We start from the raw sequence: 22,750 nt of genomic DNA on the forward strand, positions 1-22,750 counted from the left end.
CATCGGATGACCTCCGGTGGCCCGCGGCCCCGCGGCGGGCCGTAAGCTGTGCTCGCTTACCTGATCAGGCGGCTGTTCGCCGCCGCAGTGATGCTGGTGGTCATCGTCATGGTGGTCTTCGGCATCTTCTTCCTCGTCCCCAAGTGGGCGGGCGTGGACATCGCCTCGAGCTTCGTGGGCAAGCAGGCCGACCCGGCCGCCGTCGAGGCCGTACGACAGAAGCTGGGCCTGAGCGACCCGATCTACTCCCAGGTCTGGGAGTTCTTCAAGGGCATCTTCGCCGGCCGCACCTACTCGGGCGGCGGCGACGTCACGCACTGCGCCGCGCCCTGCTTCGGCTATTCCTTCCGCAGCGAGCAGGCCGTCTGGCCGGTGCTCACCGACCGCTTCCCGGTGACCCTGGGGCTCGCGCTCGGTGCCGCCGTGCTGTGGCTGGTCTTCGGTGTCGCGGCCGGTGTGCTCTCCGCGCTCAAGCGGGGCACCATCTGGGACCGTGGCGCGATGGTCGTCGCCCTGGCGGGTGTCTCCCTCCCCATCTACTTCACCGGTCTGCTCAGCCTGGCGATCTTCGCCTTCGGCCTGAAATGGATCAACGCGCAGTATGTGCCCCTCGACCAGAGCTTCAGCGGCTGGTTCGGCGGCATGATCCTGCCCTGGATCACCCTCGCGTTCCTCTACGCGGCGATGTACGCCCGGATCACCCGCGCCACCATGCTGGAGATCCTCGGCGAGGACTACATCCGCACGGCACGCGCCAAGGGCCTCAAGGAGCAGGTCGTCATCGGCAAGCACGCCATGCGCTCCACGATGACCCCCATCCTCACCATGCTGGGCATGGACCTCGGCGCCCTCATCGGCGGCGCCATCCTGACGGAGTCGACGTTCAACCTGCCCGGCCTCGGTCGTGCGGTGCTCGACGCCATCCGGAACCAGGACCTGCCCATCATCCTGGGCGTCACCCTGATCACTTCTCTCGCGGTGCTGATCGCCAACCTCGTGGTGGACGTCCTGTACGCCGTGATCGACCCCCGAGTGAGGCTCTCATGACCGAACTCAGCAAGAGCGGAGCGGTGGCCGAGCCCGTCAAGGACTCGTCCGCACCCTCCGCCTTCCTCGAAGTACGCGACCTGAAGGTGCACTTCCCGACCGACGACGGTCTGGTCAAGTCCGTCGACGGGCTCAGCTTCCAGCTGGAGAAGGGCAAGACCCTCGGGATCGTGGGCGAGTCCGGCTCCGGCAAGTCGGTGACCTCGCTCGGCATCATGGGCCTGCACACGGCCGGCCAGTACGGCAAGCGCAAGGCGCAGATCTCCGGCGAGATCTGGCTGAACGGCACCGAACTGCTGTCCGCCGACCCGGACTACGTACGCGAGCTGCGCGGCCGCGAGATGGCGATGATCTTCCAGGATCCGCTGTCCGCGCTGCACCCGTACTACACGATCGGTCAGCAGATCGTGGAGGCGTACCGCATCCACAACAACGTGGACAAGAAGACGGCGAAGCGCCGCGCGGTCGAGATGCTCGACCGGGTGGGTATCCCGCAGCCGGACAAGCGCGTCGACAGCTACCCGCACGAGTTCTCCGGCGGTATGCGCCAGCGCGCGATGATCGCGATGTCGCTGGTCAACAACCCCGAACTGCTCATCGCGGACGAGCCGACGACCGCCCTGGACGTGACCGTCCAGGCGCAGATCCTCGACCTGATGCGGGACCTGCAGAAGGAGTTCGGCTCCGCGGTCATCATCATCACCCACGACCTGGGCGTCGTCGCGGAGCTCTCCGACGACATCCTGGTGATGTACGGCGGCCGTTGCATCGAGCGCGGTCCGGCCGAGAAGGTGTTCTACGAGCCCCGGCACCCCTACACCTGGGGGCTGCTCGGCTCGATGCCGCGCCTGGACCGTGAGCAGACCGAGCGCCTCATCCCCGTCAAGGGCTCCCCGCCCTCGCTGATCAACCTCCCGTCCGGCTGCGCCTTCAACCCGCGCTGCCCGTACGCGGACGTTCCCAAGGACAACGTGACCCGCACGGTCCGCCCCGAGCTGACCGAGGTCGGCGGACGGCACTGGGCCGCCTGCCACATGACCCAGGAGCAGCGGGAACGCATCTGGACCGAAGAGATTGCGCCGAAGCTGTGAGCGAGAAAGCCAAGGACGCGGAAGTGACCATTCCCGCACAGGCACAGGACGAAGGCGGCGCCACCCTCACCAAGGACGCCGCTCCCGGTGACGTCCTGCTGAAGGTGACCGGACTGCAGAAGCACTTCCCCATCCGCAAGGGCCTGCTGCAGCGTCAGGTCGGTGCCGTGCGCGCCGTCGACGGCCTCGACTTCGAGGTGCGCTCCGGGGAGACCCTGGGCGTCGTGGGCGAGTCCGGCTGCGGCAAGTCCACGATGGGCCGGCTCATCACGCGGCTGCTCGAACCGACCGCGGGCAAGGTCGAGTTCCAGGGCAAGGACATCACGCACCTCGGTGTGAACGGTATGCGTCCGATGCGCCGTGACGTCCAGATGATCTTCCAGGACCCGTACTCGTCACTCAACCCCCGCCACACGGTCGGCACGATCATCAGTGCCCCGTTCAAGCTGCAGGGCGTCACTCCCGAGGGCGGCGTCAAGAAGGAGGTCCAGCGACTGCTGTCGGTCGTCGGCCTCAACCCCGAGCACTACAACCGCTATCCGCACGAGTTCTCCGGCGGTCAGCGCCAGCGCATCGGCATCGCCCGTGCGCTCGCGCTCAACCCGAAGCTGGTCGTGGCGGACGAGCCGGTCTCGGCGCTCGACGTGTCGATCCAGGCGCAGGTCGTCAACCTCCTCGACGACCTTCAGCAGGAGCTCGGCCTGACGTACGTGATCATCGCGCACGACCTGTCGGTGGTCCGGCACGTCTCGGACCGGATCGCGGTGATGTACCTCGGCAAGATCGTGGAGCTCGCCGACCGCGACTCGCTCTACAAGGCGCCGATGCACCCGTACACCAAGGCGCTGATGTCCGCGGTGCCGATCCCGGACCCCAAGCGCCGGAACGTGAAGAGCGAGCGCATCCTGCTCAAGGGCGACGTGCCCTCGCCGATCGCGCCGCCGAGCGGCTGCCGCTTCCACACGCGGTGCTGGAAGGCCACGGAGATCTGCAAGACGACCGAGCCGCCGCTCCTGGAGCTGAAGCCCGGCCAGCAGGTCGCCTGCCACCACCCGGAGAACTTCGAGGACCAGGCGCCGCAGGACACGGTGCTGCTGTCCGCGGCGAAGGAGGCCGCGGCGCTCGTGGCCGACGAGGTGCTGGCGGAGTCGGCGGAGACGTCGGCGGCGGTGGCCGCGGAACTGGAAACCTCGGAGGAGACTCCGGAGCCCGCCGCGGAGACGACCACCGAGCCTGCCGAGGAGGCCGCCCCGAAGGAGGCCGCACCTGAGGAGGCCGTCACTGAGGAGGCCGCGGCTGAGGAGGCCGCCCCCGCGGAGGTCGCCGCTGAGGAGGCTTCCGAAACGGTCGCCGTCGACGAGTCGGACTCGTCGGAGGAGTCGGGAACCGAAAGCCAGAAGTGAACAGGGCGGTGTGAATTCACCGAAACAAATGCCCCGGTAACCAGAGGAATGGTTACCGGGGCATTTGTTTTGAAGAATTATCAGGAACTGGTTTCCCAGTAGTGCCAGCCGACCGAAGTTGCCGGAAGCTTGGCCGTGCCCCTCGCGAGCGTCGTCACCGAACAGTTCGGGTTCGTGCGGTTCGACTCCCATCCGACCTTGAAGCCGTTGGAGCCGTACTGCAGGTTCCCGTACTTGTTGGAGTGGATGTTGTGCGAGTACGTGTGGCCGGTCGTGATCGCCACGGACTTCGTGATGCTGCCGCTCACCGACGCCTTGGCCGAGGCGAAGAGGTAGCTCGCGCTCACCTCCAGGGAGGCGGAGACGCTGTACGTGATGGTGGACGCCCTGGTGACGGAGGCGGTGATGGTGCCGCCCGGACCGTCCTTGAAGTAGGCCCCCGAGGCGGGAATCCGGTAGGCCGAGTGCGAGGTGATCAGGACCCCGTAATCGACCGGGCACGACCTTTTCGGAGTCACGACCGCCGAGGCCGGCGCCGCACCCGCGACGAGCGGCATTACTCCGGCGACGACGAGTGTGGCCAGCTTGGTTCTCGTACGCATGAATTTCCCCCATGCAAGTGGTCCGGCCTCCGTTTCGGCGGAGCCCGTCAAGCTGGAATGAGCCTATGAAGTTGACCGAGACCGGTCAATCACATTCTGTGGAGTTGAGCAACAATTGAGCCTGTCGCTCCGGGCGGTAAAGACTCGGAAATGCCAGGGTCTTCGTACGGTCAAATGGCGGACCGTTTCCGTCCGCTCGGAGAGACCGGAAGTCGATCGTCAGGAGTCAACTGACGGGTAGGCCATGACGATTGGGCAAAGTCATGAGCATGCCCGAAGGGAAGAGTGCAGAGTCTCGCGTGTCCAACTGATCGGGAACGATCGGAACACGTACGAAAGGGACGCTCATGGCACTCTCCCGTTCGGCACGTTTAGGAGCCCTCGCGACCGCGGCGGCCTCCTTCCTCGTCATCGCCGCCTCCTCCGCCCCGACCCCGGGCGCCGACGGCATCGGCGACTCCTACTTCCCCCAGCTCGGCAACGGCGGCTTCGACGCCCGCCACTACGACCTGAACGTGGCGTACAACCCGGACACCGACCGCCTGGACGGCCGTACGACGCTCACGGCCCGCGCCACCCAGTCCCACTCCTCCTTCGACCTCGACCTCCAGAGACTGGAGGTCACGCGCGTCGAAGTGAACGGCAGACGCGCCGACTTCACCCGCGACGGCGACGAGATCCACATCACCCCGCACGGGGCGATCCGCAAGGGCAGGACCTTCACCGTCACCGTCACCTACGGCGGCGTCCCCGAGGCCCTCAACGGTCCCATCGTCTTCGGCTCCGACTACGGGTGGATGAAGACCGCCGACGGAGTCTTCGTCGCCTGTGAGCCCAACGCCGCCTCCACCTGGTTCCCTTCCAGCGACCACCCCTCCGACAAGGCCACCTACGACATCCGGATCAAGGCACCCAAGGGCCTGACGGGCGTCTCCAACGGGCGGCTGATATCGACGTACGACAAGGGCGACAGCACGGTCGCGCACTGGCGCGAGAGCAGGCCGATGGCGACCTACCTCGCGACCGCGACCATCGGGAAGTTCGACGTGAAGACGGGGACGACCCCGGCCGGGACGCCGATCTACGTGGCCATCGACCCGGTGCTCGCGGGCAGCAACAGCGTCGACGTGTACGCGGTGACGGCCGAGGCCACCGACTACTGGTCGCAGGTCTTCGGCCCCTACCCCTTCGAGGAGACCGGCGCCATCGTCGACGACATGCCGCAGGCGGGGTTCTCGCTGGAGGTGCAGTCGAAGCCCGCGTACTCCGCCGTGCGCTCGGAGTCGACCATCGTGCACGAGCTGGCCCACCAGTGGTTCGGCGACTCCGTGTCGGTGGAACGCTGGAAGGACATCTGGCTGAACGAGGGGTTCGCGACCTACGCCCAGTGGCTGTGGTCCGAGCACAAGGGGATCCGCTCGGCGCACGACTCCTTCCTCGCCGGGTACAACGCGCGGCCCGCGGACTCCGCCTTCTGGGGGACCGTCGTCGCCGACCCGCAGCGCGACACCATGTTCGCCTCGGCGGTCTACCAGCGCGGCGCGATGACCCTCCAGATGCTGCGCGAGCGCATCGGCGACACCGCGTTCTTCGAACTGCTGCCCGCCTGGACGAAGCTCCACAAGTACGGCAACGCCGACACCGCCGACTTCATCCACCTCGCCGAGAGGATCTCGGGACGACAGCTCGACGACCTCTTCCAGACCTGGCTGTTCACCACAGGGAAACCAACCCTGTAGGCCTTCCTTTGTAAGGTGCGAGCCCCGTGACGGGTGAGAATGTCCGGGTGCTTCAGGAACTGTTCACCCCCTCCGTCCAGCATGTGCTCGACCTCGTGGGGATCTTCGTCTTCGCGATCTCCGGCGCCCTGCTGGCCGTCCGCAAGAACTTCGACGTCTTCGGCATCGCCGTCCTCGCCGAGGTCACCGCACTGGGCGGAGGGCTGTTCCGCGACATGGTCATCGGGGCCGTACCCCCGGCCGCGTTCACCGACCTCGGCTACTTCAGCACCCCGCTGCTCGCCGCCCTGCTGGTGTTCTTCCTTCACCCGGAGGTGGAGCGCATCCAGGTCGCGGTCAACGTCTTCGACGCGGCCGGACTCGGCCTGTTCTGCGTCGCGGGCACCACGAAGGCGTACGAGTACGGCCTCGGCCTGACCCCGTCCGCCGCCCTGGGCCTGGCCACCGCGGTCGGCGGCGGTGTGCTGCGCGACGTCCTCGCCAACGAGGTGCCCTCACTGCTGCGCTGGGACCGCGATCTGTACGCGGTCCCGGCGATCGTCGGCGCCACGATGGTGGTCCTGTGCATCCGCTACGACGCGCTGTCCCCGTTCACCAGCGGAGTCGCGGCCGTCACCGCTTTCGTCCTGCGGCTGCTTGCGATGCGCTACCACTGGCGAGCGCCTCGTGCTTGGCACCGCCGGTCGACGGCGACGGAGTCGGAGACTCCTTAGCGTGCGCCCCCGGCCCGATCTGCAGGGTCAGCCAACGGAAGGTCTCCGGGATCTGCGGCCGCCACAGGGCCATGTTGTGGCCGCCCGCGCTCCGCGGCAGCAGCACCACCTGCACGCTCGTCGGTGCCTTCGCGATCGACTGGAGCGCCGCGCCGGCCTCGTAGCCGTCGTGCGCCTCGCCGGAGACGTAGAGGGAGATGCGGGGCGGCGTGCGGTAGGACTTGAGCAGCAGGTAGGGATTGTTCTCCCGGCGCAGCGTCAGGCTCCGCGCCGCGAGCGAGTTGCGTTCCCCGATCGGGTCGTTGTACCCGGACATGCTCACCGCGGCCCGGTAGCGGTCGGGGTGAGCGACGGCGAGCTTGGCCGCGCAGTGCGCCCCGGCCGAGTAGCCGGCCACGCCCCAGCCGTCCGGCCCGGACTTCGCCCGGAAGTTGTCCATCACCATCTTCGGCACGTCGATGCTGAGCCAGGTGTCGGCGTTCACCTTGCCGGGCACGTTCGCGCAACCGGTGTCGGTCTTGGCCAGCAGATTCGTGCGCGGCGCCACCAGGATGAACGGCGCGACCTGCCCGTCACGCATCAGCGGCAGCAACTGCTCATGCACCTTCAGCGAACCGAACCACGCCTTCGCCGAGCCCGGGTAGCCGGGCAGCAGCTCCACGACGGGGAACTTCCGGTTGCGGTAGGCGGGCTCGTTGTACTGCGGCGGCAGCCAGACGTAGACCTCCGCGTCCACCCCCGACACCTGGCCGTGCAGCTGGGTGACCTGCACGCCGCCCGCCTGGGACATGCCGGGGCCGTCGGCCGCCGAGAACGTCTGGCGGACCTTGGGGAGCTTGCGCAGCGAGATACCGCCGGTGCCGTCACGGCCGAGGTTGGCGGCCGCCCGCACGTGGTTGCCCGTGCCGAGCAGGTCGGCCCAATTGTCGTACAGGCTGTTGGCGTTGTTCACGAGCACGAAGACGAGGGTGATCGCGGTGCCCTGGGCGAACAGCAGCATCACCATCCGGGCCGCGCTGCGTACCAACGCGGGGCCGGGAATGCGTGACCACAGTACGAGGGGCAGGATCAGGGCGACCGCGACCAGGATGATCGTGGTGAGGAGGAACGAGGTTCCGGTGAGGCTCACGATGGGTGCGGTCTTCCTGTGACGGGCCGGATCAACGGTCTGCAGCTGCATCGGGTTCTATGTCCTTGGAGAGGGGGATCCGATGCCGTTGGTTCACGGAAGAGTTCGGACACTTACTAAGAAATTGCCGAAACCTCACTCCCGGGTGACGGGGTTCACATGCCCGAAACAGTAAAAGCTACCGCTTAGTAATTACCTGTTGTACCGTTCAGGCATGTCAGAAGCAGCTACCGCACAGGCCGCGCGCGCCACGATCGGTGACAGCGAGTTCGACCGCGACACCGCGGTCACCCTGCGCGAACCCGGCGTCTACGACATCGACCTGTCCGCCGGATGGACCATCATCAGCGCTGTCAACGGCGGTTATCTGCTCGCCGTCCTGGGCCGCGCCCTCTCCGAGGCCCTGCCGCACAGCGACCCGTTCACCGTCTCCGCCCACTATCTGACCGCGTCGCAGCCCGGCCCGGCCGTGGTCCGAACGGACGTCGTCCGGACGGGGCGGACCCTGTCGACCGGTCAGGCCTCGCTCTTCCAGTACGACGACGAGGGCCGCGAGGTCGAACGGATCCGCGTACTCGCCTCGTACGGCGATCTCGACGCCCTGCCCGACGATGTCCGTACCACGGCGACACCGCCCGCGATCCCGCCCATGGAGCACTGCTTCGGGCCGGAGGACGGCCCGGCGCCCGTCGACGGCAGCTCCGCCATCACCGAGCGGCTGATGCTCAAGCTCGACCCCGCGACCCTCGGCTGGGCCCTGGGGGCGCCTTCCGGGAAGGGCGAGATGCGCTCCTGGTTCGGGCTCGCCGACGGCCGCGACCCCGACCCCCTCTCGCTGCTCCTCGCGGTGGACGCGCTGCCGCCCACCGCCTTCGAACTCGGCATCTCCGGCTGGGTGCCGACGGTCGAACTGACGGTCCATGTGCGCTGCCGTCCGGCGCCGGGCCCGCTGCGGGTGTCGATCACCACCCGCAACCTCGCCGGCGGCTTCCTGGAGGAGGACGCCGAGGTGTGGGACAGCGCGGACCGACTGGTCGCGCAGTCCCGACAGCTCGCCCGGGTCCGGCTCAGCTGAGCGGTCGCCGGCCCAGGTAGGCCGCGAGCCGTCCGTACGCGTCGGCCCCTTCGGGGGCCGGCACCGCCGAGTCGAACGGCAGTTCCTCGTCGTCGCGCCGCTCGTCCGGCAGCACGCGCCGGGCGATCCCGAGCGCGAACTCGGCCAGCTCCGGATCGAGTGCGAGCGGTCGGCCCAGAGACTCGGAGAGATCCCACGTGTGGGTGACGGTCTCCATCACATAGCCGGCCAGGGCGATACGGCCGGGGGCCTCGCCCCACGGCACGGTGACGAGGGCGTCCAGGCGCGCGTCGTCCGCCCAGGACTTCTGGGCCTCCGTCCTGACCTCGTCGTACGCCGCGCTCCAGCGGTCGTCCTCGACGCCGTCGAGGAACGGTCGTACGGCCATTCCGTCACCGCCCGCGCCGACCACGGCGATCCGGCGGGTACCGCCCGCGATGTGCGACAGCAGGGTCCGTACGTCGAACTCGGCGCACGGGGTGGGACCGGCGAGCCGCTCCGGGCGAACCGTCTCGACCAGAGCGGCGATCTGCTCCGTGGCGCGGGTGTGGAGGGGGCGGGGGTCGATGTTCATGGCGGACCTCTGTCGGCGTAGGTGTGTCGGTGTCGGTGTCGGTGTCGGTGTCGGCGGCGCGGGTCGGGTATTGGCGTTGCGTTGTCGTGCCGTTGCGCCTCAGGTTCGCCGGATAACCTGACAGTTTCCGTCAGCATTTGCGACGGGCTTCGGACGAGCGTCGGCCGGCATCGGCGGACGTGATCCGCGGTGCGCGATCCTGGTGCGCGTGAAGTCCGACCGCCTGCTCTCGATCCTTCTGCTGCTGCAGACCCGCGGCCGCGTCCCCGCACACGAACTCGCCGACCGGCTCGAGGTGTCGGTGCGCACCATCTACCGCGACATCGAGGCACTCTCGGCCTCCGGCGTCCCGGTGTACGCCGAGCGCGGGCGGCACGGCGGCATCGAACTGCTCGCCGGATTCCGTACGGACGTCACGGGGCTGACCGCCGACGAGTCCCGCGCGCTGTTCATCCTGGCCTCGCAGGGCGCGCACGCCGCGCTCGGCCTGGACGCGGCGCTCGGCTCCGCGCTGCGCAAGGTGATGGCGGCGCTGCCGGCGCCGCACCGTCCGGCCGCCGAGGTGACCAGCCGCCGGATCCTCGTCGACGCGACGCGCTGGAAGGGCGGCCCCCAGCGGGCCGTGGACCTGGAGGTGCTCCAGGACGCGGTCTTCGCCGACCGCAGGCTGCGGCTCAGCTACCGGCACGGCGGGCACACCGAGCCCAGCACCTACACCGTCGACCCGTACGGGCTCGTGTCCAAGGCGGGCGTCTGGTACCTCGTGGCCGACCGGCGCGCTCGGCCACGGCTGTTCCGGGCCGACCGGGTGCGCGCGGCGACACTCCTGGGCGATCCCGTGCAGCGGCGCCCGGGCGTCGAACTCGGTGACGTCTGGGAGGTGTTGCGGCGCCAGGTCGAGGAGCGGCCGGGCGGTCTCGATGTCACAGTTCGGGTACGGCGTTCCCGCCTCGACATGTTCCTCAGGCTCAACGCGGCCTCCCTCACGGCGCTTCCGGAGGACGACGGCGAGAGCGAGTGGGTCCTCGCGCACCTGTCGTACGGCGTCGTCCGCGAGGCACGCACGCTGCTGGCCTTCGTGGACACGGTGGAGGTGCTGTCGCCGCCGGAGGCGCGGGCGGAACTGGCCGGGGCGGCGGCCGCGATCCGTGCGGTGTACGGCGGGGATCGCGCCCCGCGCGAGGGAAGTTGACCCACAGGTAACCACAGGTTCGGCACAGCGCGGCCCTACGTGGATCTGGTCCTCTGTCCACCGCTCATCCCGCACTCATCCGGCCTTCATCAACCGGTCCACGTGACTTGACTGGGAGTTACCTCATGAACCGTCGTGCCCGACTCGTCCCCGCCGTGGCCCTGCTGGCGCTCTCGCCGTTGCTGGCGGCCTGCGGCTCGGGTGACTCGTCGTCCTCGAACAGCGGCAACTCGAGCCAGAACTGTCAGCGGCCCTCAGGGATGCCGAGCGGAGGCCCGTCGGGCATGCCGAGCGGAGGCCCGTCGGGCATGCCGAGCGGCGGGCGCTCCGGGATGCCCACGGGCTCGCCCTCCGGGACACCGTCGAACATGCCCACCGGCAAGATGCCCTCCGGCGGTCCCTCGGGCATGCCGTCCGGCGGTCCGGGTGGTGGCCAGGGCGGCGGTCAGGGCAACGGTCAGGGCGGCTGCGGCGGCGGCCCGGGCGGCGGGGGGCAGCCGAGCGGGCAGCCCAGCGGGCAGGCGGCACAGGGCTGAGCCCGTCCCGGTTGTCTCAGGGGTGACGTACTCGATACTCGGGTGCGTCACCCCAGCCAGTTGCGGCGGCCGATGGCGATCAGCCGCATCTGGCAGGTCGCGACACGGGTCACCCGCTCCCGCTCCGTCTCGGACGCCTCCAGCGCCTCCAGATAGAGCGAGGCCGTCATGAGCATCTGGTCGACGTACAGCCCCGCGAGCATCAGCAGGTCGTCGTCGCTCCACCCCTCCGACTCGGGGTGTTTGGCCAGCTCGACCTTCACCTCCTCGGCGAACCGCTCGAGTTGCTCCCTGATCGCCCGTCGCACCCGCTGGACGCCGCCGTGCCGCTCGCGCGCGATGAAACGGACGTGCGCGGGATGGGATTCGACATGGTGGGCGATCAGGTCGACCGCGCGCTCGATGCGTCCGGCGCTGTCGCCGGCCGCGGAGACCGTGTCCCCGATCATCGGGTGCAGACTGCCGAGCGCCTCCTCGACCAGCGCCACGCCGAGGTCCTCCGTCGAGCGGAAGTGCCGGTAGAAGGCGGTCGGCGCGACTCCGACGGCGCGGGTGACCTCGCGCAGACCCAGGCTGCTCAGGCTCTGCTCCTCCAGCAGTTCCAACGCCGCGTCCAGGAGCGCCTGACGGGTCTTCTGCTTCTGGGCCTGCCGGATGCCGAGAGTGTGACTCATACCATGCAGTTAACAACTGTTCTCTGTAATTGAAAAGCCGGGCGACGCGCTAGACTCTGGAGTCAGTGAACAACTGTTACTACAACCGTTCACTGAGTCGTCAAGTCCCCGAAACAATCGGGGTTCACTGTCGAGAGGCACCTCATGCTGTTCCTCGTCGCCGCCCTCCTGCTGCTGGGTGTCGTGATGGGCTCCGTAGCCCACGCCCCGCTGCCCGTCACCCTCGTCGCCGCGGTCGTCATCGGCGTCTGGCTGGCCGTCTTCGCGGTCCGCGAGCGCAACGCCCGTCGGCGCCACACCTCCACCAACTGATCGTTGGGAGCTGATTCACGTCATGGAACTCACCGAGCGAACCCACCTCACCACCGCGACGAAGCCGAGCGCGGCCAAGCCCGCCGCGGCCAAGCCCGCCGCGGCCAAGCCCGCCGCGGCCAAGCCCGCCGCGGCCGCGCCCCTCCGCGCGACCGGCGCCAAGGACGCCGACGGCATGGCCGTCGCCTCCTTCATCCTCGGCCTCCTCGGCCTGCTGGTCCTGAACGTCTTCCTGGGCCCGATCGCCATCGCCCTGGCCTCTGTCGCCCTCTGGCGGGGCACCGCCCGCCGTGGCCGCGCCTTCCTCGGCCTGGGCCTCGGCATCGCCGATCTGCTGGTGCTGGTGGCGTTCATGCAGTTCGACAGCACGGTGTCCTGGAACTTCTGAGCCGCCGCCGAACGAGGCGTTCGCTCCATGGCGGAACGAGGAGCGGACGGGCGGCTACCCGGACGGGGGCCGAGGACGCGGACGGACGGCCCGTAGAATCGGGCCCATCATGGCTTACCTCGACCACGCCGCGACCACACCGATGCTTCCCGAGGCGGTAGAGGCGCTGACCGCCCAGCTGAGCGTCACGGGCAACGCCTCCTCCCTCCACGCCGCCGGCCGCCGCGCCCGGCGGACGGTCGAGGAAGCCCGGGAGACCCTGGCGGAGGCCCTCGGCGCCCGCCCCAGCGAGGTCGTCTTCACCTCCGGCGGCACCGAGGCCGACAACCTCGCCGTGAAGGGCCTGTACTGGGCCCGCCGCGACGCCGACCGGGCCCGCACCCGGGTCCTCGCGAGCCCGGTCGAACACCACGCCGTCCTCGACGCCGTCCACTGGCTCGGCGAACACGAGGGCGCCACGGTCGAGTACCTGCCCGTCGACTCCTACGGCCGCGTCCACCCGGACGTCCTGCGCGAGGCCATCGCCCGAAACCCCGACGATGTCGCCCTCGTCACCGTCATGTGGGCCAACAACGAGATCGGCACCGTGATGGCGGTGCGCGAACTGGCCGACGTCACGGCCGAGTTCGGGATCCCGCTGCACGCCGACGCGGTCCAGGCCTTCGGCCAGGTGCCCGTCGACTTCACCGCCTCCGGCCTCGCCGCGATGACCGTCTCCGGCCACAAGATCGGCGGCCCGTACGGCATCGGCGCCCTGTTGCTGGGCCGCGAGTACACGCCCGTACCCGTGCTGCACGGCGGTGGCCAGGAGCGGCATGTGCGCTCCGGCACCCTCGACGTACCCGCCATCGCCTCGTTCGCGGTCGCCGGGCGGCTCGCCGCCGAGCAGCGCGAGTGGTTCGCCCGCGAGATCGGCGCCCTGCGCGACGACCTGGTCGACGCCGTACGCGCTGCCGTGCCCGACGCGATCCTCGGCGGTGACCCCGCGACCGGGGGCCGGCTGCCCGCCAACGCGCACTTCACGTTCCCGGGCTGTGAGGGCGACTCCCTGCTGCTTCTGCTGGACGCCCAGGGCATCGAGTGCTCCACGGGCTCCGCGTGCACGGCGGGCGTCGCCCAGCCCAGCCATGTCCTGCTGGCCACCGGCGCCGACCCCGACCTGGCCCGCGGCACCCTGCGCTTCTCCCTCGGCCACACCTCCACGGAGGCGGACGTCGAGGCGGTGGCCAAGGCGATCGGCCCGGCGGTGGAGCGGGCACGGACGGCAGGCCTGACCTGACACCACCGCGCTCGCTCACCCCGGACAGGTCCTCGCACCGGCTGTCGTCCTAGCTGTCCGTCACCATGAGGGAGGCCATCATGCCCTCGTCCTCGTGTTGCAGCAGATGGCAGTGGAGCATGTACATATAGGTGTCGTCCGAGAAGTCGGTGAACTTCATCGCGATCTCGATGGAGCCGCCGCCCACCACTTCGAACGTGTCGTACCAGCCCAGCTGGACGCCCGTCGGATCCTCCCCGTTGATGGAGATCAGCTGGAACGGCACATCATGCAGATGGAACGAGTGTTCAAGCTGCGTGCTGTTCTTGACCGTCCACACCTCCTCGGCACCCAGGGTGGTGCTGATCATCGCCATCGAGGACATGCTCGTCCCGGCGGAGCCGTTGATCGTCATCGTTGTGCCGCTCTGACCGAGCGTGATCGTCCGGGCGGTGAAGTCGCTGGTGTCGTAGCGGGTGATGGTGTTGAGGGTCGGCAGGGTCTCCGGAGTGTCCGAGGTGTCGGGGGTGACGGTCAGGAACTCGTACGTCCCGCTGCCGCCGCGCACCCAGCCCGTCGTCACCACGGCCTCCAACGTCACCGCGTCGCTGAGCTCCATGACGAACTCGGCCCGCGCGCCCGCCACCAGCCGGATCGACGCCACCTCGGTGGCCTCGGTCAGATAGCCCTGGTCGGTGGCGATCTGGGTGAGCGTCGCGCCGTCGCTGCGCTGGATGGTGAGGATGTCGGAAGGCGAGGCGTTGAGCAGCCGGAAGCGGGTGCGCTTCTTGGTGGCGGTGAAGGAGAGCGTGGTGTCGTCGACGTTCGTGCCGTTGCACAGCAGCGGGAAGCTGAGACCGTTGCTGAGGTAGCCGCTCAGGTTGTACTTGATGTCTCCCGCGCTGTCCGTGGCCAGACACTGCAGGATGATCGGGATGTCGTCGGTGCCGTAGGTGCTGGGCAGGGCCGCGGACGCGTCCGAGTCGTCCTCGACGATGATCATGCCCGCGAGGCCGTGGGTGGCCTGCTCCGCCGTGGTGCCCAGGGCGTGCGGGTGGTACCAGAGCGTCTTCGCCTCGTCCTTGACCGTGAAGGTGGGCGACCAGGTCTTCCCCGCGGCGAAGGCGTTCTGCGGGCCGCCGTCCATGCTGGGCGGGACGTGCGCGCCGTGGAAGTGGACGGTGGTGTCCTCGGTGAGGCTGTTGGTGATGTTCAGCAGGACGGTGTCGCCCGAGGTCCACTTCATGGTGGGGCCGAGGAACGACTGGTTGTAGCCCGCGGTCGTGCTGGTCACTCCGCTGAGCACCTCGCTGGTGCCGGTCTTCGCCTCCAGGGTGTACGTCGTGGTGCCGTCCGTGGTGGTCCCCTCCAGCAGGTCGGGGATGGTCAGCGTGGTGCCCGCGGCGTGCGCCTTGTTCTGCGTCGCGTTCGTCAGTAAGGCGATGGCCGTGCCGCCGGCGGTCACCGCCGCGATGCCCGCTCCGGCCATCCCGCCGAGGAACTTGCGGCGGTGCATGCCCTTGCCCGTGGTCTTGCGCGGGGTGTTGCCCGTGGTGTGAGTCATAGCGGTGGACTCTCGGCCTAAGGGCTATGTAAAGACTGGGCCGCAGTTAGGAGAACGCCGTCGTCGCTGTGAAATCCGATGACTTAAAGTCAGGATCAACTCCCCTGGCAACAGCGAGAGTTGACGTGTCGCTGGTCACATCGGCAGCACGGGACGCAATGGACAGGCCCGTCCCGCCGGTGCCTCACAGCATCACGATTAGGTGACTTGAGCCCTGTGCGCCGCTGTCTGTGAGCGCGCATCGAAAGCGCTCTCCGGCGGCTACGTCCCGGCTGTGCGCGTCGGCTCCGCCGCGGTGCGGGCCTGCCGTACGAGCCGTATGTACCGGTCCCAGTCCCAGTACCGCCCGGGGTCCGTGTGGTCGGTGCCCGGCACCTCGACGTGTCCGATGATGTGCGCACGGTCGACGGGAATGCCGTACCGCCCGCAGATCGCGGCCGTCAGCCGCGCCGAGGCCGCGTACATGGCGTCCGTGAACGACGAGGCGCGCTCCACGAAGCCCTCGTGCTCGATGCCGACGCTCCGCTCGTTGTACCCCCGGTTGCCCGCGTGGAAGGCCACGTCCAGCTCGCGGATCATCTGTGTGATGTGTCCGTCCTTGCGCACGATGTAGTGCGCGGCGGCGCCGTGTGCCGGGTCCTGGAAGACCTTCACGGCGCTTCCGTAGCTGCCCTGGGTGACGTGGATGACGACCCGGTCTATTCCGTAGTCGTCGGGCCGGTCCGCCCGCCTCCAGTTCGCCGACGAGGCGGCCACCCACTGTGCGCCCCGGAAGTCGACGGCTCCCGCCACCCGCGGCTTTTCGACGCCGGGCAGCCGCCACCACAGGTGGCCGAGCTCACCGCGTGCGAGCACCGCCGTGCCCACGGCGGCCGCGGCGCCACCGATCAGCAGCGTCCGTCGTCCGATCCGCCGGTCACGGTCCCGGCCGACGCGCCCCTCCTCGGCGCCGTCCGTGTGCCCGGCACCCCCAGGGGCATCCGGCGCTCCCGTGGTCCTCGCGGTCCCCGTGGCTCCGGTGGTTCCCGTGTTCTTTGCGCCCTCACCCATCGCGTCCGCCCCCGTCCTCCGTACCCGCCCGTCCGTCAGCGGTCCCCGCTGCGATCATCAACGGATACCCGCGGGCTTCGGTTCCCACGGCCCCGTACTCTGGAGGGGCTATGACTGAGACCTCGCAGCGCCCCCGCCCCCTCCGCGTCCTCGCCGCCATGTCCGGCGGCGTGGACTCCGCCGTCGCCGCCGCCCGCGCGGCGGAAGCCGGTCACGACGTGACGGGCGTGCACCTCGCGCTCTCCGCCAACCCGCAATCGTTCCGCACGGGCGCGCGAGGCTGTTGCACCATCGAGGACTCGCGCGACGCCCGCCGCGCCGCGGACGTCATCGGCATCCCGTTCTACGTGTGGGACCTCGCCGAGCGCTTCCGCGAGGACGTGGTCGAGGACTTCATCGCCGAGTACGAGGCCGGGCGCACCCCCAACCCGTGCCTGCGCTGCAACGAGAAGATCAAGTTCGCCGCACTGCTCGACAAGGCGCTCGCGCTCGGCTTCGACGCGGTCTGCACGGGCCACTACGCCAAGGTGATCGTGAACGAGGACGGCACGCGCGAGCTGCACCGGGCCTCGGACATGGCCAAGGACCAGTCGTACGTCCTCGGTGTCCTCGACGACCGCCAGCTCGCCCACGCGCTGTTCCCGCTGGGTGACACGGTGACGACGAAGGACGAGATCCGCGCGGAGGCGGAGCTCCGGGGCCTGGCCGTCGCCAAGAAGCCCGACTCGCACGACATCTGCTTCATCGCCGACGGCGACACCCAGGGCTTCCTGGCGAACCGCCTGGGCAAGGCGGAGGGCGACATCGTCGACGAGTCCGGATCGGTCGTCGGCTCCCACGAGGGCGCGTTCGGCTTCACGATCGGGCAGCGCAAGGGGCTGCGCATCGGTACCCCGGCCGCGGACGGCAAGCCTCGCTACGTCCTGGACATCTCGCCGGTGAACAACACGGTGACCGTGGGTCCTGCGGCATCCCTCGACGTCAGCGGGCTGACCGCCATCAAGCCCCGCTGGTGCGGCGCCGCGCCCACCGGCCCTGGCACCTACACCGCCCAACTCCGCGCCCACGGAGGCGAGACGGAGGTCGCGGCCGAGCTGGTCGACGGCGAACTCGAGGTCACGTTCACCGAGCCGGTCCGCGGCGTCGCCCCCGGCCAGGCGATCGTCCTGTACGACGGCACGCGCGTGGTGGGCTCGGCGACGATCGCGACGACCACGCGCGCGACGGCGAGCGTCTAGGGCTGGCGCGCCGCCCGACGAGATGACGTTGAGCGCCGCGCCGCTCCGGCGGTCGTAGATGACGGCCCCGAAGTGGCCCGGCCCGCTGCCGGGCACGGGACTCGTCGGTTACGCCACGTGGACTTCGTAGAAGCAGAAGTGGTCCTTGATCCGCGCGACGTCCGGCTTGGGGTCGGGGTAGGACCAGACGAGGTCGGGGGCGTCGGGCAGGGACCAGTAGGACGCGTCGCCCTTGAAGGGGCAGTGCGTGTGGGTGTCGGAGGTCGTCAGCAGGTCGAGGCGGACGTCCTCGGCCGGTAGGTAGTAGCGCACGGGACAGCCGGTCTCGCGCAGCACCAGGGGCCGGTCGCTCTCCGCCAGCACCTGGTCGCCGTGCACGACGCGTACCCGCTCCGTGCCCTGTTCGATCGTGATCGTGTGTCCATTGGCCATACTCGTACAGCGCGCGTGGGACCCGGGTTCTTCCCTCGTACCGTAGGCACATGAATATCTGCGTCTTCCTCTCCGCCGCCGACCTCGACGACCGCTACACCCGTCCCGCCCGGGAGTTCGCCGAACTCCTGGGCAAGGGCGGTCACTCGTTGGTGTGGGGCGGCTCCGACGCGGGGCTGATGAAGGTGGTCGCCGACGGGGTGCAGGAGGCGGGCGGACGTCTGCTGGGCGTCTCCGTGGACTTCCTGGCGGCCACGGCACGGGCGGGGGCCGACGAGATGGTGATCGCCAAGGACCTCGCCGAGCGCAAGGCGCTGCTCCTGGCCAAGGCGGACGCCGTCGTGATCATGGTGGGCGGCACCGGGACCCTCGACGAGGCGACCGAGATCCTGGAACTGAAGAAGCACGGGAAGACCGAGAAGCCGGTCGTCCTGCTCAACACGGCGGGCTTCTACGACGGCCTGAAGGAGCAGTTCCGCCGCATGGAGGCCGAGGGCTTCCTGCCGTGCCCGCTCACCGACCTGGTGTTCTTCGCCGAGGAGCCGGTGGGCGCGCTGGCCTACCTGGAGGAGAGTGTGGGCACCCGGTGATGCGAGCATGGCGTCCATGGCTACACATGTGATCACCGGGGCGGGCTCCGGCATCGGCGCGGCCGTCGCCCGCCGTCTGCACGCGCGCGGGGACGACCTCGTTCTCCACGCGCGCGACGCGGGCCGCGCGAAGGAACTGGCGGCCGAGTTCCCCGGGGCCCGGACCCTGGTCGGCGACCTGGCGGACCCGGACAAGCTCTCCTGGGCGTTCTCGCACCAGTCCCTGCCCGAGCGCGTCGACTCGCTCCTGCACATCGCGGGCGTCGTCGACCTCGGCCCCGTCGGGGAGCTGACCCCCAAGTCCTGGCGTCACCAGCTCAACGTCAACCTGATCGCCCCCGCCGAGCTGACCCGCCACTTCCTGCCGCAACTCCGCGTCGCCCAGGGCCACGTCGTGTTCGTGAACTCCGGCGCCGGCCTCGCCGCGGGCGCCGACTGGTCCGCGTACGCCGCCTCCAAGCACGGCCTGAAGGCCCTCGCGGACTCCCTGCGCCACGAGGAGCACGCGAACGGCGTCCGGGTGACCTCCGTCTACCCCGGCCGGACGGCGAGCCCCATGCAGGCGAAGGTCCACCAGCAGGAGGGCAAGGAGTACGACGCCTCGAAGTGGATCGACCCGGAGTCCGTCGCGACGACGATCCTGATGGCCGTCGACCTGCCGCGCGACGCGGAGGTCAACGACCTGACCGTGCGGCCGGGACGATGAGCTTCACCTGGGGCCCCGCCACCGGGGTCGGATCCATGCCCGGCGGCGACGCCCGCGAGGCCGCCAAGACCGTGACCGGATCCTTCGAGGACTTCCCGTTCCTGCCCGAACTGCCCGCCCGGGGACCCGGCGCGGACATGATCGGACGGACCGCCGGGATGCTGGTCGAGCTCTACGCGCGCGTGGAGCCCAGCGGCTGGCGGATCGGGGACCGGCCGGGGCGCGACACCAAGCGGGCCAGGTCCTGGCTCGGCGAGGACCTCGACGCGCTGGAGGAGTTCACCCAGGGCTACGAGGGGCCGCTCAAGGTACAGGCCGTGGGCCCCTGGACGCTGGCCGCCGCGCTGGAACTGCGGGGCGGCGAGGCGGCGCTCTCCGACCTCGGCGCCTGCCGGGACCTCGCCGGATCGCTCGCCGAGGGGCTGCGCACGCACCTCGACGAGGTACGGCGGCGGGTGCCCGGCGCCCAGATCGTGCTGCAGCTCGACGAGCCCTCGCTCATCGCGGTGCTGCGCGGCCAGGTGAAGTCCGCCAGCGGCTACCGCACCCACCGCGCCGTCGACCGGCAACGGGTGGAGGCGACGCTGCGGGACGTCGTCGGGGTGCACACCGACGGCCCGGTCGTGGTGCACTCGTGCGCACCCGACGTACCGTTCGCGCTGCTGCGCAGGGCGGGGGCCGCCGCCATCTCGTTCGACTTCTCGTTGCTCACCGAGCGTGACGACGATGCGATCGGTGAGGCGGTGGAGGGCGGCACCCGGCTGTTCGCCGGTGTCGTGCCGGGCACGGACGGACCATTGTCAGACCCTGCCGGTAGCGTCATGGGGGTCAGGACGCTGTGGCGCAGGCTGGGGCTGCATCCGGGTCTTCTCGCGGAGGCGGTCACGGTCACCCCGTCGTGCGGACTCGCGGGCGCTTCCCCGGAGTACGCGCGCCGGGCACTCGCCCACTGCGCCCGGGCGGCGAGATCCCTCGCGGACAACCCAGAGTAACGGGAGGACGACACGGTGGCCGGCGACAAGGACGCACAGCCCAATTCCCTGCCCGCCGAGGCACGGGAGCAGCACGCGCAGCTCGCTGAGCAGATCGAGGAGCACCGCTTCCGGTACTACGTGAAGGACCAGCCGGTCGTCAGCGACGCGGAGTTCGACCGGTTGCTGCGCTCGCTGGAGGCCCTGGAGGAGCGGTATCCCGAGCTGCGCACCCCCGACTCCCCGACCCAGAAGGTCGCGGGCGCGTACGCGACCGAGTTCACCTCCGTCCAGCACCGCTCACGCATGCTCTCGCTGGACAACGCCTTCAGCGACCTGGAGCTGGCGGCCTGGGCCGAGCGCGTCGCCAAGGACGTGGGCGCCTCGGACCACCACTTCCTGTGCGAGCTGAAGGTCGACGGCCTCGCGGTCAACCTGACCTACGAGCACGGCCGCCTCATCCGTGCGGCGACCCGCGGCGACGGCCGCACGGGCGAGGACATCACGCCCAATGTGCGCACGATCGCGGAGATTCCGGACCGCCTCCATGGTGACCACGTGCCGGACCTGGTGGAGATCCGCGGCGAGGTCTACTTCCCAATGGAGAAGTTCGAGCAGCTCAACGCCCGCCTGGTGGAGGCCGGCGACAAGCCCTTCTCCAACGCGCGCAACGCGGCGGCGGGTTCGCTGCGCCAGAAGGACCCCCGCGTCACCGCGAGCCGGCCGCTGCACATGGTGGTCCACGGAATCGGCGCCCTGGAGGGCTTCGAGGGCCTCGCCCGCCTCTCCGAGGCGTACGCGCTGCTGCATTCCTGGGGCCTGCCGACCACGCGGTACGCGAAGGTGGTCGACGACCTCGACGGCGTACGGGAGTTCATCGCGTACTACGGCGAGAACCGGCACTCCGTGGAGCACGAGATCGACGGAGTCGTCGTCAAGCTCGACGAGATCCCGCTGCAGGGCCGCCTCGGCTCCACCTCGCGCGCGCCGCGCTGGGCCATCGCCTGGAAGTACGCGCCCGAGGAGGTCAACACCAAGCTCGTCAACATCCGGGTCGGCGTCGGCCGCACGGGCCGCGTCACGCCGTACGCGCAGGTCGAGCCGGTCACGGTGGCCGGCTCGGAGGTCGAGTTCGCCACCCTGCACAACCAGGACGTGGTGAAGGCCAAGGGCGTCCTCATCGGGGACACGGTGGTGCTGCGCAAGGCCGGTGACGTCATCCCCGAGATCCTCGGCCCGGTCGTCGACCTGCGGGACGGCAGCGAGCGCGAGTTCGTGATGCCCGCCGAGTGCCCCGAGTGCGGTACGCCGCTGCGGCCGATGAAGGAGGGCGACGTCGACCTGCGCTGCCCGAACGCGCGCTCGTGCCCGGCCCAGTTGCGTGAGCGTCTCTTCTATCTCGCGGGCCGCAAGGCACTCGACATCGAACACTTCGGGTATGTGGCGGCGGCGGCCCTCACCAAGCCGCTGGAGCCGGCCGAACCGCCGCTGGCCGACGAGGGTGACCTCTTCGACCTCACCATCGAGCGGCTGCTGCCCATCAAGGCGTACGTCCTCGACCAGGACAGCGGTCTGCCCAAGCGCGACCCGAAGACCGGCGAGGAGAAGATCGCCACGGTCTTCGCCAACCAGCAGGGCGAGCCCAACAAGAACGCGATCGCGATGCTGGACAACATCGCGGCGGCCAAGGAGCGCCCGCTCGCCCGGATCCTGACCGGCCTGTCGATCCGTCATGTGGGGCCGGTCGCGGCGGAGGCGCTGGCGCGCGAGTTCCGCTCCATCGACCGCATCGAGCAGGCCACCGAGGAGGAGCTCGTCACCACCGAGGGGGTCGGCCCGATCATCGCCGCCTCGCTCAAGGAGTGGTTCGCGGAGGACTGGCACCGCGAGATCCTCCGCAAGTGGCGGTCGGCGGGCGTCCGTACGGAGGACGAGGGTTCCGGCGAGGACGAGGGTCCCCGGCCGCTCGAAGGACTCACCGTCGTCGTCACCGGCACGCTCGAACACCACACGCGGGACGGCGCGAAGGAGGCCCTTCAGAGCCGGGGAGCGAAGGTGACCGGTTCGGTCTCGAAGAAGACGTCTTTCGTGGTGGTGGGCGACAATCCGGGGTCCAAGTACGACAAGGCGATGCAGCTGAAGGTGCCGGTTCTGAACGAGGACGGCTTCGCCGTTCTGCTCGAACAGGGACCGGAGGCCGCCGCGGAAGTCGCCCTCCCGACCGAGGAGTAGCGGTTGAAGGCCACCCGTTCGGCGCATATCAGATGCATACGGGTGGCCGGGTCGCATTCGGGCAACCGTCGTCGACCGCTGCCCGTAGAAGCCTTCTGCGGCCTACTGTTGAGATGTGCGCCTGCCGTGCCCAGCTGCGGTTGGGGCATCCCCTGCTCCGCAAGAGTCTGGGGAAGGGTTTTCAGACGCGGTGCCGTTGGCAGTTGTCGCCGGCAACGGGCCGCGTGGCGTGGG

General features: G+C 69.6%; 23 protein-coding genes. 16 read left to right on the plus strand and 7 right to left on the minus strand.

The genetic code is table 11. The features are described 5' to 3' along the window. Positions 1–48 precede the first annotated feature (48 nt). The 3 genes from ACZ7M2_RS42360 to ACZ7M2_RS42370 are packed head-to-tail and all read left to right on the plus strand — an operon-like array spanning position 49 to position 3,541. Positions 49–1,047 carry an ABC transporter permease gene (locus ACZ7M2_RS42360; RefSeq protein ID WP_471599872.1) on the plus strand — a complete coding sequence of 333 codons (999 nt, stop codon included), beginning with the start codon at positions 49–51 and terminating at the stop codon, positions 1,045–1,047. Then, positions 1,044–2,138 carry an ABC transporter ATP-binding protein gene (locus ACZ7M2_RS42365; RefSeq protein WP_471599873.1) on the plus strand — a complete coding sequence of 365 codons (1,095 nt, stop codon included), beginning with the start codon at positions 1,044–1,046 and terminating at the stop codon, positions 2,136–2,138. Before ACZ7M2_RS42360 ends, ACZ7M2_RS42365 begins: the two co-directional genes overlap by 4 nt. Before the next feature lie 23 nt (positions 2,139–2,161). Next, complete coding sequence (locus tag ACZ7M2_RS42370) at positions 2,162–3,541, plus strand: ABC transporter ATP-binding protein (RefSeq protein ID WP_471599874.1); 1,380 nt, start codon at positions 2,162–2,164, stop codon at positions 3,539–3,541. Between the two features lie 80 nt (positions 3,542–3,621). On the opposite strand, the gene ACZ7M2_RS42375 is transcribed toward ACZ7M2_RS42370, so the two are convergent. Further along, positions 3,622–4,143, minus strand: coding sequence for a hypothetical protein (locus ACZ7M2_RS42375; protein ID WP_471599875.1), 522 nt, complete (start codon positions 4,141–4,143; stop codon positions 3,622–3,624). 347 nt (positions 4,144–4,490) lie between these two features. Between ACZ7M2_RS42375 and ACZ7M2_RS42380 the strand changes: the two genes are divergently transcribed. Then, positions 4,491–5,882 (plus strand): M1 family metallopeptidase, encoded by a 1,392-nt coding sequence (locus ACZ7M2_RS42380; protein ID WP_471599876.1) that lies wholly within the window; start codon positions 4,491–4,493, stop codon positions 5,880–5,882. Between the two features lie 47 nt (positions 5,883–5,929). Then, positions 5,930–6,595 (plus strand): trimeric intracellular cation channel family protein, encoded by a 666-nt coding sequence (locus tag ACZ7M2_RS42385; RefSeq protein WP_352049333.1) that lies wholly within the window; start codon positions 5,930–5,932, stop codon positions 6,593–6,595. Here ACZ7M2_RS42385 and ACZ7M2_RS42390 read toward each other — a convergent pair. Further along, positions 6,495–7,724, minus strand: a complete 1,230-nt coding sequence (locus ACZ7M2_RS42390; protein WP_352049401.1) for an alpha/beta hydrolase — start codon at positions 7,722–7,724, stop codon at positions 6,495–6,497. The two genes, ACZ7M2_RS42385 and ACZ7M2_RS42390, sit on opposite strands and share 101 nt — an antisense overlap. Positions 7,725–7,938: 214 nt before the next feature. Here ACZ7M2_RS42390 and ACZ7M2_RS42395 point away from each other — a divergent pair, with 214 nt between their 5' ends. Further along, positions 7,939–8,799, plus strand: a complete 861-nt coding sequence (locus ACZ7M2_RS42395; protein WP_352049334.1) for a thioesterase family protein — start codon at positions 7,939–7,941, stop codon at positions 8,797–8,799. Here the strand turns inward: ACZ7M2_RS42395 and ACZ7M2_RS42400 are convergent. After that, positions 8,792–9,373, minus strand: coding sequence for a TIGR03086 family metal-binding protein (locus ACZ7M2_RS42400; protein WP_471599877.1), 582 nt, complete (start codon positions 9,371–9,373; stop codon positions 8,792–8,794). The genes ACZ7M2_RS42395 and ACZ7M2_RS42400 overlap by 8 nt on opposite strands. Positions 9,374–9,581: 208 nt before the next feature. Between ACZ7M2_RS42400 and ACZ7M2_RS42405 the strand changes: the two genes are divergently transcribed. Both ACZ7M2_RS42405 and ACZ7M2_RS42410 read left to right on the plus strand, forming a co-directional pair. Continuing rightward, a complete protein-coding gene (locus ACZ7M2_RS42405) occupies positions 9,582–10,565 on the plus strand; it encodes a helix-turn-helix transcriptional regulator (RefSeq protein WP_471599878.1) in 984 nt (327 codons plus the stop codon). 125 nt (positions 10,566–10,690) lie between these two features. Further along, entirely contained in the window at positions 10,691–11,101 is a 411-nt protein-coding gene (locus tag ACZ7M2_RS42410; protein WP_471599879.1) for a hypothetical protein, read from the plus strand. 47 nt (positions 11,102–11,148) lie between these two features. Here ACZ7M2_RS42410 and ACZ7M2_RS42415 read toward each other — a convergent pair whose 3' ends face one another. After that, positions 11,149–11,775 (minus strand): TetR family transcriptional regulator, encoded by a 627-nt coding sequence (locus ACZ7M2_RS42415; protein WP_352049338.1) that lies wholly within the window; start codon positions 11,773–11,775, stop codon positions 11,149–11,151. A gap of 144 nt (positions 11,776–11,919) precedes the next feature. Here ACZ7M2_RS42415 and ACZ7M2_RS42420 point away from each other — a divergent pair, with 144 nt between their 5' ends. The 3 genes from ACZ7M2_RS42420 to ACZ7M2_RS42430 all read left to right on the plus strand — a co-directional run bounded on the left by ACZ7M2_RS42420 (position 11,920) and on the right by ACZ7M2_RS42430 (position 13,754). Further along, on the plus strand, positions 11,920–12,087 hold the full coding sequence (locus tag ACZ7M2_RS42420; protein ID WP_095852481.1) for a hypothetical protein: 168 nt from the start codon (positions 11,920–11,922) through the stop codon (positions 12,085–12,087). A gap of 175 nt (positions 12,088–12,262) precedes the next feature. After that, complete coding sequence (locus tag ACZ7M2_RS42425; RefSeq protein ID WP_054234680.1) at positions 12,263–12,475, plus strand: hypothetical protein; 213 nt, start codon at positions 12,263–12,265, stop codon at positions 12,473–12,475. A gap of 109 nt (positions 12,476–12,584) precedes the next feature. Further along, a complete protein-coding gene (locus ACZ7M2_RS42430; protein WP_471599880.1) occupies positions 12,585–13,754 on the plus strand; it encodes a cysteine desulfurase family protein in 1,170 nt (389 codons plus the stop codon). Between the two features lie 49 nt (positions 13,755–13,803). Here the strand turns inward: ACZ7M2_RS42430 and ACZ7M2_RS42435 are convergent, their stop codons facing one another. Both ACZ7M2_RS42435 and ACZ7M2_RS42440 read right to left on the minus strand, forming a co-directional pair. After that, positions 13,804–15,297 (minus strand): multicopper oxidase family protein, encoded by a 1,494-nt coding sequence (locus tag ACZ7M2_RS42435; RefSeq protein ID WP_352049340.1) that lies wholly within the window; start codon positions 15,295–15,297, stop codon positions 13,804–13,806. A gap of 261 nt (positions 15,298–15,558) precedes the next feature. Beyond that, a complete protein-coding gene (locus tag ACZ7M2_RS42440) occupies positions 15,559–16,347 on the minus strand; it encodes an N-acetylmuramoyl-L-alanine amidase (protein WP_471599881.1) in 789 nt (262 codons plus the stop codon). A 110-nt stretch (positions 16,348–16,457) separates the two neighbouring features. Here ACZ7M2_RS42440 and mnmA point away from each other — a divergent pair, with 110 nt between their 5' ends. Next, positions 16,458–17,585, plus strand: coding sequence for a tRNA 2-thiouridine(34) synthase MnmA (gene mnmA / locus ACZ7M2_RS42445; RefSeq protein WP_471599882.1), 1,128 nt, complete (start codon positions 16,458–16,460; stop codon positions 17,583–17,585). Between the two features lie 108 nt (positions 17,586–17,693). On the opposite strand, the gene ACZ7M2_RS42450 is transcribed toward mnmA, so the two are convergent. Then, the gene (locus ACZ7M2_RS42450) at positions 17,694–18,017 is read right to left on the minus strand and encodes a DUF427 domain-containing protein (protein ID WP_352049341.1); all 324 of its coding nucleotides are present in this window, start codon (positions 18,015–18,017) and stop codon (positions 17,694–17,696) included. 50 nt (positions 18,018–18,067) lie between these two features. On the opposite strand from ACZ7M2_RS42450, the gene ACZ7M2_RS42455 reads away from it, so the two are divergent. Genes ACZ7M2_RS42455 through ligA form a run of 4 tightly spaced genes read left to right on the plus strand, consistent with a single transcriptional unit; the run spans position 18,068 to position 22,516 of the window. Beyond that, entirely contained in the window at positions 18,068–18,607 is a 540-nt protein-coding gene (locus ACZ7M2_RS42455) for an LOG family protein (protein WP_471599883.1), read from the plus strand. A 7-nt stretch (positions 18,608–18,614) separates the two neighbouring features. After that, positions 18,615–19,313 (plus strand): SDR family oxidoreductase, encoded by a 699-nt coding sequence (locus ACZ7M2_RS42460; RefSeq protein ID WP_352049343.1) that lies wholly within the window; start codon positions 18,615–18,617, stop codon positions 19,311–19,313. After that, entirely contained in the window at positions 19,310–20,305 is a 996-nt protein-coding gene (locus ACZ7M2_RS42465) for a methionine synthase (protein ID WP_471599884.1), read from the plus strand. The genes ACZ7M2_RS42460 and ACZ7M2_RS42465 overlap by 4 nt, the downstream gene beginning before the upstream one ends. 15 nt (positions 20,306–20,320) lie before the next feature. Beyond that, on the plus strand, positions 20,321–22,516 hold the full coding sequence (gene ligA / locus ACZ7M2_RS42470; protein ID WP_471599885.1) for an NAD-dependent DNA ligase LigA: 2,196 nt from the start codon (positions 20,321–20,323) through the stop codon (positions 22,514–22,516). The last annotated feature ends 234 nt before the right edge of the window (positions 22,517–22,750 follow it).

The sequence above is a fragment of the Streptomyces sp. NPDC111507 genome (assembly GCF_055638955.1).

Bases quoted from the DNA above. Each gene is read 5' to 3' on its own strand.
- ACZ7M2_RS42365 (WP_471599873.1), top strand. From the start codon at position 1,044: ATGACCGAACTCAGCAAGAGCGGAGCGGTGGCCGAGCCCGTCAAGGAC.
- ACZ7M2_RS42375 (WP_471599875.1), bottom strand. From the start codon at position 4,143: ATGCGTACGAGAACCAAGCTGGCCACACTCGTCGTCGCCGGAGTAATG.
- ACZ7M2_RS42380 (WP_471599876.1), top strand. From the start codon at position 4,491: ATGGCACTCTCCCGTTCGGCACGTTTAGGAGCCCTCGCGACCGCGGCG.
- ACZ7M2_RS42395 (WP_352049334.1), top strand. From the start codon at position 7,939: ATGTCAGAAGCAGCTACCGCACAGGCCGCGCGCGCCACGATCGGTGAC.
- ACZ7M2_RS42400 (WP_471599877.1), bottom strand. From the start codon at position 9,373: ATGAACATCGACCCCCGCCCCCTCCACACCCGCGCCACGGAGCAGATC.
- ACZ7M2_RS42410 (WP_471599879.1), top strand. From the start codon at position 10,691: ATGAACCGTCGTGCCCGACTCGTCCCCGCCGTGGCCCTGCTGGCGCTC.
- ACZ7M2_RS42415 (WP_352049338.1), bottom strand. From the start codon at position 11,775: ATGAGTCACACTCTCGGCATCCGGCAGGCCCAGAAGCAGAAGACCCGT.
- ACZ7M2_RS42420 (WP_095852481.1), top strand. From the start codon at position 11,920: ATGCTGTTCCTCGTCGCCGCCCTCCTGCTGCTGGGTGTCGTGATGGGC.
- ACZ7M2_RS42425 (WP_054234680.1), top strand. From the start codon at position 12,263: ATGGCCGTCGCCTCCTTCATCCTCGGCCTCCTCGGCCTGCTGGTCCTG.
- ACZ7M2_RS42430 (WP_471599880.1), top strand. From the start codon at position 12,585: ATGGCTTACCTCGACCACGCCGCGACCACACCGATGCTTCCCGAGGCG.
- ACZ7M2_RS42435 (WP_352049340.1), bottom strand. From the start codon at position 15,297: ATGACTCACACCACGGGCAACACCCCGCGCAAGACCACGGGCAAGGGC.
- ACZ7M2_RS42440 (WP_471599881.1), bottom strand. From the start codon at position 16,347: ATGGGTGAGGGCGCAAAGAACACGGGAACCACCGGAGCCACGGGGACC.
- mnmA (WP_471599882.1), top strand. From the start codon at position 16,458: ATGACTGAGACCTCGCAGCGCCCCCGCCCCCTCCGCGTCCTCGCCGCC.
- ACZ7M2_RS42450 (WP_352049341.1), bottom strand. From the start codon at position 18,017: ATGGCCAATGGACACACGATCACGATCGAACAGGGCACGGAGCGGGTA.
- ACZ7M2_RS42455 (WP_471599883.1), top strand. From the start codon at position 18,068: ATGAATATCTGCGTCTTCCTCTCCGCCGCCGACCTCGACGACCGCTAC.
- ACZ7M2_RS42460 (WP_352049343.1), top strand. From the start codon at position 18,615: ATGGCGTCCATGGCTACACATGTGATCACCGGGGCGGGCTCCGGCATC.
- ACZ7M2_RS42465 (WP_471599884.1), top strand. From the start codon at position 19,310: ATGAGCTTCACCTGGGGCCCCGCCACCGGGGTCGGATCCATGCCCGGC.